Source organism: Segatella paludivivens DSM 17968 = JCM 13650 (assembly GCF_000373185.1).
Taxonomy (GTDB): Bacteria; Bacteroidota; Bacteroidia; order Bacteroidales; family Bacteroidaceae; genus Prevotella; species Prevotella paludivivens.
In genome coordinates, this window is record NZ_KB890642.1 from 1 (window position 1) to 11,886 (window position 11,886).

General features: G+C 43.5%; 8 protein-coding genes. All 8 read right to left on the reverse strand.

Features of this window, described 5'->3' with window-relative positions; all coding sequences use genetic code 11:
* Nucleotides 1–659: 659 nt before the first annotated feature.
* The 8 genes from B045_RS15320 to metH all read right to left on the reverse strand — a co-directional run bounded on the left by B045_RS15320 (nt 660) and on the right by metH (nt 11,868).
* The gene (locus tag B045_RS15320; RefSeq protein WP_154650123.1) at nt 660–869 is read right to left on the reverse strand and encodes a four helix bundle protein; all 210 of its coding nucleotides are present in this window, start codon (nt 867–869) and stop codon (nt 660–662) included.
* 103 nt (nt 870–972) lie between these two features.
* Nucleotides 973–2,595 carry a DUF4906 domain-containing protein gene (locus B045_RS0106885; RefSeq protein WP_018463540.1) on the reverse strand — a complete coding sequence of 541 codons (1,623 nt, stop codon included), beginning with the start codon at nt 2,593–2,595 and terminating at the stop codon, nt 973–975.
* A 182-nt stretch (nt 2,596–2,777) separates the two neighbouring features.
* Nucleotides 2,778–3,683: a FimB/Mfa2 family fimbrial subunit gene (locus B045_RS0106890; protein ID WP_238312252.1), complete on the reverse strand. Its 906-nt coding sequence runs from the start codon at nt 3,681–3,683 to the stop codon at nt 2,778–2,780.
* A 90-nt stretch (nt 3,684–3,773) separates the two neighbouring features.
* On the reverse strand, nt 3,774–4,976 hold the full coding sequence (locus B045_RS0106895; RefSeq protein ID WP_240470554.1) for a fimbrial protein: 1,203 nt from the start codon (nt 4,974–4,976) through the stop codon (nt 3,774–3,776).
* A 93-nt stretch (nt 4,977–5,069) separates the two neighbouring features.
* Complete coding sequence (locus B045_RS14890; RefSeq protein WP_018463543.1) at nt 5,070–6,539, reverse strand: DUF3868 domain-containing protein; 1,470 nt, start codon at nt 6,537–6,539, stop codon at nt 5,070–5,072.
* Between the two features lie 41 nt (nt 6,540–6,580).
* Nucleotides 6,581–7,180, reverse strand: coding sequence for a DUF3575 domain-containing protein (locus tag B045_RS15065; RefSeq protein ID WP_081618610.1), 600 nt, complete (start codon nt 7,178–7,180; stop codon nt 6,581–6,583).
* Nucleotides 7,181–7,565: 385 nt separating this feature from the next.
* Nucleotides 7,566–8,444: a tyrosine-type recombinase/integrase gene (locus tag B045_RS15845; RefSeq protein ID WP_018463545.1), complete on the reverse strand. Its 879-nt coding sequence runs from the start codon at nt 8,442–8,444 to the stop codon at nt 7,566–7,568.
* A 661-nt stretch (nt 8,445–9,105) separates the two neighbouring features.
* On the reverse strand, nt 9,106–11,868 hold the full coding sequence (gene metH, locus B045_RS14405; RefSeq protein ID WP_018463546.1) for a methionine synthase: 2,763 nt from the start codon (nt 11,866–11,868) through the stop codon (nt 9,106–9,108).
* Between the last annotated feature and the right edge of the window lie 18 nt (nt 11,869–11,886).

Here is an 11,886-nt window from a genome sequence, read left to right on the forward strand (position 1 = left end):
CGCTATCTGCGGGAGAATATTCACGCAAGAGTACTCAATCAATATTGCACACATGAACCCCAATGTCTCCCGCAGATCTCGCAGATTATCGCAGACAAAACCCCAAAACCACAATAACTACAAAATGTCTTTCTCTGCGAAATAATGCAGCTTTGCTGCATTCCTCTGCGTGATCTGCGCTATCTGCGGGAGAATATTCACGCAAGAGTACTCAATCAATATTGCACACATGAACCCCAATGTCTCCCGCAGATCTCGCAGATTTACGCAGACAAACCCCAAAACAACACTAACTACAAAATGTCTTTCTCTGCGTCATCTGCATTATCTGCGAGAGAATAGACCGTTTACGTTGATACAATAAATCTGCTTTAGCAGATACTACGAAAAAGAATATCTGCGGGAGATTAAACTAAAGAACCTCCACACTCACGTGTGAAGGCTCTCAAATACATCCCCACTGGGATGTACTCTTCTTAGACTAAATTGCCTTAGAAGAAAATGAATAGAACTAACTATTCATTAAATTATAGTGATAATTATTAGACGCCATCGGTTCTCACGAATCTTTTTTCTTCATGATGCAGCGATTGCTGCATCATTGACAGGCATCCGAATTGAGTTATATCTTTTTTATCTAATGCGATAAAGCATTGTTGTTATATTGAATTAGAAGTTCTATCATCATGCTTGTTTTCGTAACTGCTGTTTGCTCTATATATCAGAGACAACAGTTCCAGATTAATATTTACCATTTTTTCGCCTACCGTATAACGGTAAAAGCGTGGATAACATTTAGTTTTTTCTATCGTTAAACTTAGTAACTTCATTGTATCAAGGTAGATTGGTAATTCATGAGATAATGCCATAGGTACTTTCGTTTTTAGATTTTCGACCGCCACAGGCGGTGTTTAAAATGCTGTATACACATAATATATTTTTAAATAGATAAATTATTAAATAGATAAATAGTTAAAAAGCCAAGACCGCACGCACATAGAAGCTCGTGTAGTTCTTAATGTCGTAGCTCAAGGTGACGTACGATATATAGAAGAGAACTATCGCAGCGTTGGTATTATTATACTCTGACGCAGACCAATAATAATAGTTTGGAGTTAATGCTGTTCCACCTGCTGCTGTTATGGCATTGTTTACATTCGTGGTTGCTGTTGAACCGTTATAAAGGTAATCACTTGACGAACTGGAACTCTGTTGACTGACAAGATTAACTTTGCCAAGATTAGCACAGACATCCCACCATTGACCAATACTGGGAAGGTACCAACCGCTATTAGTGAAGCCAGAAACGTTTACATTGTAATTATTGGCTGACTGCCATGCGGGATAGCTGCCGTTGCTTTTATTGTAACCTTTCGTAAAGGTGCCATAATAACCAGCAGTGATATCATTATAATAACCTGCAAAGGTTGTAACTTTGGTTAATCCAGCATCACCTGGATAAGGGCCCCATGCAGGAAATCCTGAAACATCAGTTAGCGCCAAAGCATAACCATGGGTATAGCCTGCATTGTATTCTGCAGAGCTTAACTGGTTGGAGAACACGATACCAACTACTGTATGACCTGTTTTTGTAGTACCTGTTGTACCATCACTATATAGATAATTACCTACTGTCGCTGTACCTGTTACAGAACCAGAACGGGTGCCTTGACCTGTAGCCTGATATGTTACTCTTGCATCCCCATTACCTCCATTTGCACCAAGGGTAATCGTGCAATTATAGTTTAAATTACGGTAGACGTTGAAGTTGGTTAGGTCAGTTGCAGGCGTAGCCACATTAGTCATTCCGCCAAGATAGACTCTATACGTGGATGCCCAAGTGCTCCCCTTTGCAGTAATCAGAAGGTAGCTGGCACTGGCTGAAGCTGAAACAGGAGCATTGCTGCTGTTGCGCTTCGCCTCTGTAGTGGCATTACTGTTGCTGCCGCAAAGATTCTCATATACATAATAGGTCTTGGATAAGGCTGTAGTCTGGCTCAAACCGCTCACGGCTGTGAAGTTGCCATAGCTACTTGCTCCTGCTGGAGGACCTGCTACCGTAGAGGCTGATGCTGGAACATGGCTGTCAGTGATATAGCTGCTCAGAGGAACATTGCACAGCTGATAGCCCGTAATCGTCACTCCGCTTGCGGGGGTGATGGTGAAGCTGAACTTGCAGCACTGATGGTATAAAGAAATTGAGAACTGATTCGCTCCACCTGTTGTGATATCGGCAGATGCCTTACCGATCATCAGAGCACCTGTACTGCCAGCTGTGCTGCCATTGCTTTCTAGAGCTGCCGCACTGGCTATCGTGGTGTACATGGCATTCAGCTTATCGATTGTATTCACGCCCGCAAAATAACTTGATGAACCTGTATTGGCTATAGCATAGATGGTGCACCCTGTAGCCGAACGCGCTGTTACAGGAACTGAAACTGTACCGGCTGATATTGAAGACAGATACTGGCTACCAATCAAAGAATTATTAGAATCGAAGATCATCACGGTGATATCGCTCACGATATTCTCATTGGCTGAAGTAATGGCACGCGTCTGGCTGCCGTCACTGATACAGAAACTAAGCTTAACCATCGTTGTGTCTCCGCTATTCTGTGAAGTCGACGTGATGTCGTCGCCTGCACAGGATAAAAGAAAAAGACACAGAGACAGTAGCAGTACTGGAACTGAAAGGGAATATAGAGTGTGATATTTGTTCATTGCGTTTATTTGCTTTACGGTGAGAAATGTATTGGATTACAAAACCACTTTATAATCTAGTAGAAGATGGTGCCGTTGTTTACATCGCTCCAAGGCATCACATTGATATTGACTCCCATCTTACCCACATCTACAACGATTGCCTTGTCGTCTTCAGGCGAAAGGGTTATCGGGATTCCGGATGAATCTGTGGTGCTTTTGAATATCGGATTGTCGTTTTTGTAAAGGGTGAAAGTAACGTTCTCGCCATTAGCCGTGGGAAGGGCATTGATGATATCCGTAGAGAACACGCCATCGCTGTTGAAGCCACCATGTGGCTCATAGACTACACTGTCGCCCTTGATGCTGCCGTCGAAGGCCAAGGCACTGCGGAAGCCTTGAAGCTTTACGGTGTAGTTGCCTGCACCCATCTGACTGAGAAGGTTACGGATCACGATATGGATGCGCACATTTTTATTCATCATCGTGAGGGTGGCAAAGCTGGAGTCGCGAAGTGCATCGCCGGGCGTATAGCTGAAACTACCATAGCAGATATAGCTCATCGGCGTGATCTCGGTGATGGCATCAGCTGCCCTTGTCGCAGAGCGGGAGTCACCGAGACGGCGGAGCCTTGCGCAGACGCTGCTAAGAGAATCGCCCAAAACGGGAGGAACGAGCTGAACGCTGTCACTACTACCTAAACCCACAGCAACAAGACGCATCGTCTGGCGGTTGTCGAAGCAGAGATAGTAGCGACCGTCCGGCTCTCTGGCTACCTCATTAGAATAGCGACCGCCGATGAACATATAGGCATGCACGCTGCCAGCCACTGAATCAGGCAATACTTCGCCTGTCCTCGTGGTAAGGCGAACGCCGACATTGTACTGCACACGAAGGCTCTCGTCGTCGTTGATGCAGCTACTAATAAGGGGCGAAAGCATAGCCAGAAGGATGCAGGTGATAAGTATATGCCTAATTTTCATTGGACCTTAGTTTTATTGTTGTTACTATTGTTCTTATTACAGTTGTTCTTACTACAATTGTTCTTACTACTGTAATTCTTATTTACCGTTTTAATTGAACACGTTACTCTGATTGGCAGATGTGAAATCCTTCACTGTGATGTTAGCCGTTGCAGTCTGAGGGTCGATAGCTACTGTAGGACTTGATGAACCCTTACCCTGAATAGTCACATCTATGATATAGTTCTTGTTTGGATAGATCTGCTTTGCAACTGTACCACCGTCTGGAATAGTGCTGCCAGATGAATTATAGTTGATGTTAACTGGATAGTAGACCTGAACTTTATTAGCACCTGTACCGTCTGGATCGAAATCACCTCTGATGACAAGGCGGGTTGAAGTAGCAGCACTGCTAGGCATGGTATAAAGGTAGAGAATGTTGGCCACCGATGGTGATACGGTTCCCCAGTTATAAGTGCTACCTGTAGTCACGCCGCTCAGTGTAGCATTCACAGGAGTGAAGCCTATGGGTGAAGCTGTGCCAAGATAAGACTTGAGGTTTGAAGAAACTCCTGATTCGCCCTGCTGAAGGGTTCCGGCAGAGGCAAAGGTTGAGTAGCTTGTCATTGTGTTTGCTGGATAAAAATCAAGGGCAGCAGGGACGTTTGACAGGAAAACAGCTGTAGGCGTGAACTTTGCAGCCGAATAGGCACCCGTAGCAAGGAAGTTCACGTTCAGGGTTCTAAGAGTAATCTTTGATACCATATGGTATACGTCTACAGCAGCTGTAAAGGTAGTTGATGATCCGGCAATGGTACCAGTACCGAACATTGGAAGATTGCTGCTGGCAACTGTTGTGGCAGAACCATTACTGCTTGCAAGGGCATCGTCGATGGCGAGCGTCTTGTTCTCAAATTCGGTTAGATTCTTAGCACCAGTAAAAGTTCCAGCCTTGGCATTCACAGCTACAAGAACCTTATCACCGGCAACAAGCTGACTGGTCGTAATGGAAGGACTGGTGGAACTCGTGGTTACCTCCTGAATCGTCTTTACGGGATAGTTACCAGTTCCGTCGGCAGTCTGGTCAAAGATACCGATGGTAACAATATTGATGGTGTTCTCTGCTGTCGTTCCCGGATCGGTGTAGACGGCAGCACGCGTGCCAGCAGCCTTTAAGTTCAGGGTTAAGGTCTGAGGACCCGTTGAAGGCTTCTCTGTTGTAGGAAGCTCCTCACTTGAACATGAGGACATTAGGCACAGCACTGACAATGCAGGCACTGCAAGGCAGGCGGTCATGATGGTTTTAATTCTCATAATCTTATTTCTTTTTAATTATTAATACTATTATTTAATCCTTATATTCTTTTGCGTTTTGTTTCTTTTCGTTTTATTCCTTTATTCCTTTATTTATTTCATCTTCATGAGTTCTACAAGGGCTTTGTCTGCCTGCATTACTCCGGCAGCCTTTGCCATCTTCAGGTAAACCTCAGCCTTATCACGGTTGCCCTCGCTAAGATAAAGTAGTCCCATATTGCAGTAGGCTCTTGGATCAGTCTCCCAACGCTTGAGATATTTATGGGCAAGGGTTACGTCGTTGCGTGTCAGCGCTACGCCCGCTGCATTGATGTTTGCCTCTGGATTATCAGGGAAGAGACGAGCGGTGAGGTCCACGATATCGTTATACTCGCGAGAACCCTTCTTATAGAATCCAGCTGTGGCATAGAGTTCACCCAGCGTCATTGTGGCAGGGTTTGAACCAAGATGCTGCATAGCTGAGTTGCTGTCGAAGCCATCGTGACGGAAGGTAAGCGTATATTTGATGCGATAGACCTTCGGGAAGATGAAGCGGTTCATATACTCATAGGGCATACCGTGGCCGATGTTCTGGATTTCACGCTCACGACCGTTGACTACGTCGATGCTCTTGATGATGTCTACAACGGCTTCGCGAAGGTTCATGCCGCTGCCCGCTACAAGCGAAGAGATGCTGTCCCAGTCTTCGGCAAGCCAGCCTACGGTGAGGTCGTTGCGGTTGGTGAGCTTCTGCTTCATCAGGTACTTCTTCAAATCAAGCGAACGCTCCATTGCCTCACTCTCGTTGCGGCGGTAGTTGCCGATGGGAGCACCGAAGCCGTTGATGCGAAGACCAACAAGGCTGGTGCCATAGCGCTGAAGCTCACTCTTAACGTCAGAGGCGATGGTGTTGAACACGGTGCGGTTGAACCTGCTTCCACTGAGCTTGGCAAGAGACTTGTTGCCGAAGATAGGTATCTCACCGCTGCGGTGAAACTTATCAATGTCTGAGCCCTGAGGCTGAAGGAACTGTACATAGTCCATCAGGTTATAATAATGTACGTTCGGGTCGGGATTATCATTGCTCATGTCGTGAAGATAGATGTTCTTCAGCACAAGGTCCTCATAAACATGGCCGCGATGACCGGTGCAGTTAAGCTCCTCACTCTCTACATACATGCGGCACTCCTGCATCCAGTCCTTATAAGGAACAGTGGTGTCGTAGATGAAGTAGCGCTTGGCGGCATGGCTGTCTTTGACAACGATGGGCATGTTGCGGCGATTGTCGGAAAGGACTTCTGTGCGGTGAGCATCACGCTCACGCTCACGACCATTGATGACCACTGAGGAAAGCACTGAGACGGCACTGTCTGTCTTAAGCACAGGAGTGAAGGTGAGCGACTCACAGCTCCCCACGACGCTGCTGTCATAGCTTACCTTCATGCGCACACGGAGAAGGTCGCCCTGACGGGTGAAGTTCTCTGAATTCACGTAGATCTGTCCGCCGTAGACAGTCTGGGCGGATGCTGCGGATGCTACTCCGCAGAAGGCAAGAAGAAAGAATGCAGATTGTAATAGTTTCATTTCTCTATAAATATTATTTCATTGTTATTATCTTATTATTATCACTTGATTATATACACCAGCGACACGGAAAGGGCAACTGGACCGACATAGTCCCTACCCTTTGTATATTCAAGGTATCCGTAGCTTCCCTCACGGTAATGGCGGTAGCGCAGATGCAGGTAGCCAGCGGAAAGGGATGTATCTATGCCCCAATGGGGAGAGAGGATCTTATGGAAGCCAAAAGTGAGTCCGGCACCGTTGAAGTTACCTTCGGCACGGTGACTGGTAAGACGAAAAACGGGAATGCGGTTTAGGTTGAAGCCTCCATGAATGCCGAAGACGCCGATGTAGGGACCATTGAAGACCTTACGGAACCAATGACGGGCTTCGTACTGAACTGACCAGTTTTTCCATTTACGGTCACCATCGTAGGATATCGGGCAATAGGTTGAGGAAACACTCACGGTAAGGGTACTATCGAGACGGACCTCAGTACCCAGAGATGGAATGCATAATGCATCATAGAGCAGATTGGACTTCAGCGCGACGTATTGCGCGTGAAGGCGCAATGACGAAAGGGATACCAATAAAACCAAAAATGACTTTAATATAATATCACTTATTCTAAAATTCGTACTATGAAATTTTAATTTACTCATCCAATTTATCTATACTATAAATACACGTTCCGTTACTTTGCAAGTAACAGATACAAATCAGGAATTACATGGAATAAAAATAGACAAAAAGAGGACTTACCAACGGATTAAGGCTTCCGGTGGATATCAAGATGTTCCTTGAAGGATGTTTAAAATGTGTTTATAAATTAACGTGTTATGGCTATATGTCTCGCGTTTGTTATGTTTTTGATTGTTTTTTAGGTTAATAAATGCAAATTTGTATATAACTTAATAAATTAATGATTACATTTGCCCAATTATTAATTGTATCTGTTACTTGCAAAGTAACGGATATTTTTTTTTATCACTATAGATGTTTATTGATGTCGTTTGAAGCTTTAAAAACAGTATTTTTCCCTGTTGTTTATTTTACATTCAGACATTTGCAGACCTTATTATTTGCCTTTCCTATTTCGTCTGCATCAAAGCCTTTCAGATATATCTGTGTGGTTCTGATGTCGGAATGGCCAAGGGCTGAACTGATCACCTCCACTGGCACATGATGGCGGAGGGCATTCGTAGCCCAAGAATGACGGAATGTATAGGAGGAGATGTGGACTGTTACGCCCAAGGTTTGTGCAAGGCGCTTTAAACCAGCATTGAAATTGCGAAGAGATGACTGATAGTGCTTATAGCCGGACTCAGTGCTGAGATCAAAGTTAGGTACNGAGAGATCAGTGATCTGCTTGCGGATATTGCTGCTTACGGGAATGTTGACACAGGTCCCAGTCTTATGGCGGTTGTATTTCAGGATACCGTCTACAATGGAATCAATGTCCAGATGCTGCANGTCGACAAAGGGCATGCCGCAAAGTCGGTACATGGCGGCTGCCATTAACTGCACACGCTTCAGAACAGGACTTTTCACNTCACCGGTAAGGATCTCCTTCAACTTAGGTTCGTCGAGTGCCTTCTTGTGGTTTCTATCTACGCCTGTGAACACATCGTGAAACAGATTGAACACGAACTTAGCAAAACCTGCCATCACCGCCTTGTTGTAGATGGCACGGAGCATGCGCATGTAAGTAGAAATGGTGTTGTAGGAATGGGAAGTACGAATAAGGTATTTCTCATAGAGTTTCAGGGCTTGGGTAGTGATGTCGCCGAACCGGATAGTGTCACGTCCGAGAAACTCACTGAAAGAATGAACGGCACAACCATAAAGATGGGCAGTAGAAAAGCTACCGCAACTTCTTAGTTTGTTGATACATGTTTGAGTAAAAGAAGAGAATGTTACTTTCATAATAATAATAATTTAAAAAGTGAATTACAAAAATACAAATCAAAAACCAATAAAAAGAAAGTACAAACCCATTTACAATTAAATAACAGACGAATCTTTGGTATTTAAGTACAGATTATATATGTCTATTCAAAATAATAGACAAAGCCATTTCATAGAGGGGTTCCCCCGCAGATATACTTTTTCTTTGTACATGCAAAACAGTATAGTCTCTCGCAAATCTCACAGATAAAGACAAAGACAATTTGATTAAATGAATCTGATAAAGAAAATACCTCATATAACGCAGAGACAACACCATTATATACTCCAACAACTACTAAATTCTATGTAACAAGAGATAATCCAAATGTAGTAGTTGCAAAAAAGAAATACCAAAGTAAATCATATAAAGGCTATTTGAAAAATGAATACTCAAATATAGGCTTATATGATATGAATCTTTTAAGTATAAGAAATTCTATTAAGAATAGACCACAAACTTGAAATATGCTGAATGTCAAAAACGATATTTGGCACGTTTTTGTTATAATTGTGTTGTACGTGGCTATTCACTATTTGAACATTGTAAAAACTCTACACCTTAGTATTTGTACGTCGACTTAGTCCAAAGTTTCATAACTTCAATCGGCTACCAAAACGGTATTGATAGCTCAACCCTTTAGAACAGATTGAGCTTGTTTTTTCGTGCTTCCTCCAAAGATAATATATTTTCCTGCTTTTGCTTGTAGCTCTCACGCAGCGACTCATATTTACTATCGAGTTCGGCTCTTAACTTACGCTCGTCTTCGGCATTAAGCAAACGAGCAGCAACAAGGGCATTCTGGGAAGCATCTTTCAGCCATACAACAGGACCGCCATATACTGGGGCTATCTTCAAGGCTACATGAAGTTGGCTGGTCGTAGCACCACCAATCATAATTGGTATGTTGAGATTGGCTTTGCGCATTTCTGTAGCTACATTCACCATTTCTTCAAGCGAAGGAGTGATCAACCCGCTCAAACCTATAATATCAGCCTTCAACTCTATTGCCTTCTTCACAATCTGCTCGGCAGGAACCATAACTCCTAAATCAATAACATTATAGTTGTTGCATGCCATGACGACACCAACAATGTTCTTACCAATATCATGAACATCACCCTTGACAGTGGCAAGGATAACAGTTCCCATTTTAGAATATCCCTCTGTCTTCTCAGACTCTATATAAGGCTGCAAAATAGCTACTGCCTGCTTCATTGTTCGGGCGGTCTTGACAACCTGAGGAAGAAACATCTTGCCCTCACCAAACAACACACCTACCTCATTCATTCCATTCATTAAAGGTCCTTCAATGATATTCACGGCATGAGGATATTTGGCAAGAGCCTCGTGTATGTCCTGTTCCATATAGTCACCTATACCTTTTCGCAAGGCATAAGCAAGTCGGCTTTCAAGATCATTATTGCGCCATTCATCACTGGCAGAACTCTTAACTGAAACAGAACCACTATTGCCTTCAGCTTTAGCCTTTTCCTCTTCTTCCTTTATCTTATTAGCCAAATCTATAAGCGAATCGGCAGCACCAGGTTTTCTATTTAGTACTACATCTTCTATTATAGCAAGCTGATCTTGTGGAATATCCGAATATATAACCTTTGTAGCAGGGTTGACAATTCCGAAATCCATACCATTCTTTATAGCATAATACAAGAACACTGCATGCATAGCCTCACGAATGTAGTTGTTGCCTCTGAAAGAGAAAGACAAGTTGCTCACTCCTCCACTGACATGAGCGCCAGGAAGATTATTCTTTATCCATTCTGTAGCATTTAAAAAGTCGACAGCATAGTTATCATGCTCTTCTATTCCTGTAGCTATAGAAAGAATATTCGGGTCGAAAATTATATCAAGCGGATTCAGTCCAACTGTCTCTGTAAGAATATGATATGCACGTGACGCAATTTCTATCTTGCGTTCGTAGGTTGTGGCTTGCCCCTGTTCGTCAAAGCACATCACAACAACGGCAGCGCCATACTTCTTAACGTCTCGTGCATGGCTGATAAACTCAGCTTCTCCGTTTTTAAGTGATATGGAATTGACAATACTCTTACCTTGAACACACTTCAATCCAGCAACAATTACATCCCATTTACTGGAGTCAATCATTATTGGAACTTTAGCAACATCAGGTTCTGAAGCCACAAGATTAAGGAAATTAACCATTTCGGTCTGTGCGTCAAGCAAGCCATCGTCCATGTTTACATCAATGACAAGGGCACCGTCAGTGACCTGTTTACGGGCAATGCTGAGAGCCTCATCATACTTCTTTTCCTGAATAAGACGAAGAAACTTACGACTACCTGCTACATTGCAGCGTTCACCGACATTGACAAACTGAACCTCAGGAGTGACATCAAGCAATTCAAGACCACTAAGCCACATGGTAGACGACTTAGAGACTGAGACATGCGGTTTCTTTCCACGAGCCATTTCATCATACTTCCTGATAAACTCATCAGTGGTGCCACAGCAACCACCAACGATGTTAACAAGTCCCTCATCAATAAACTCGGCAATCTGAGGCGACATGCTCTCGGCAGTCTCATCATAAAGTCCCATTGAATTAGGAAGTCCGGCATTAGGATAAGCCGAAATATAATAAGGAGCTTTCTTGCAAAGTTCCTTAAGATATGGTTTCATCTGGCGTGCGCCAAATGAACAATTCAATCCTACAGAAAATATATTGTATTCGCTTATGCTTCCTAAAAAGGCATCCAAGGTCTGGCCGCTAAGAGTTCTTCCGGCAAGGTCGCTCACAGTGACACTGAGCATTATTGGAAGATCTAATCCGCGTTCTTCCATAATGGTCTGCGCTACATCAACGGCAACCTTTGCATTGAGAGTATCAAATATCGTTTCGATGAGCAATGCGTCTACACCGCCATCAAGGAGTCCATTTACCTGCTCTTTATAAGCATCAAACAAGTCATCGTAGGTAACATCTCTTGCAGCAGGATTACTTACATCAGGACTCATAGAACAAGTCTTGTTTGTAGGTCCGATAGAACCAGCTACAAATCTAGGTTTTTCATCAGACGTAAACTCATCAGCTGCCTTTCTTGCCAATTTGGCACCAGCAAGAGCAATATCATAACTATGAGCTTCGAGCCCATAATCAGCCTGAGAGATGCGTTGAGAAGAAAAAGTATTAGTCTCGATGATATCGGCACCGGCAATAAGATACCTGCGATGTATATCCATTATGACTTCAGGCTTAGTTAAGCAAAGCACATCGTTGTTTCCTTTAAGCTGACCTTTGATGTCGGCAAACATGTCGCCACGGAAGTCATCTTCACAGAGATCATACGATTGTACCATAGTACCCAACGCACCATCTAAAATCAAAATCTTTTCTTTAGCTAAATCTTTTAAACTCCTCATAATCAAAACAATAAACTT

Excerpts from the sequence above, each read along its gene's own strand:
- B045_RS15320 (WP_154650123.1), bottom strand. The coding sequence starts at position 869 with ATGGCATTATCTCATGAATTACCAATCTACCTTGATACAATGAAGTTA.
- B045_RS0106885 (WP_018463540.1), bottom strand. The coding sequence starts at position 2,595 with ATGGTTAAGCTTAGTTTCTGTATCAGTGACGGCAGCCAGACGCGTGCC.
- B045_RS0106890 (WP_238312252.1), bottom strand. The coding sequence starts at position 3,683 with ATGAAAATTAGGCATATACTTATCACCTGCATCCTTCTGGCTATGCTT.
- B045_RS0106895 (WP_240470554.1), bottom strand. The coding sequence starts at position 4,976 with ATGAGAATTAAAACCATCATGACCGCCTGCCTTGCAGTGCCTGCATTG.
- B045_RS14890 (WP_018463543.1), bottom strand. The coding sequence starts at position 6,539 with ATGAAACTATTACAATCTGCATTCTTTCTTCTTGCCTTCTGCGGAGTA.
- B045_RS15065 (WP_081618610.1), bottom strand. The coding sequence starts at position 7,180 with ATGAGTAAATTAAAATTTCATAGTACGAATTTTAGAATAAGTGATATT.
- metH (WP_018463546.1), bottom strand. The coding sequence starts at position 11,868 with ATGAGGAGTTTAAAAGATTTAGCTAAAGAAAAGATTTTGATTTTAGAT.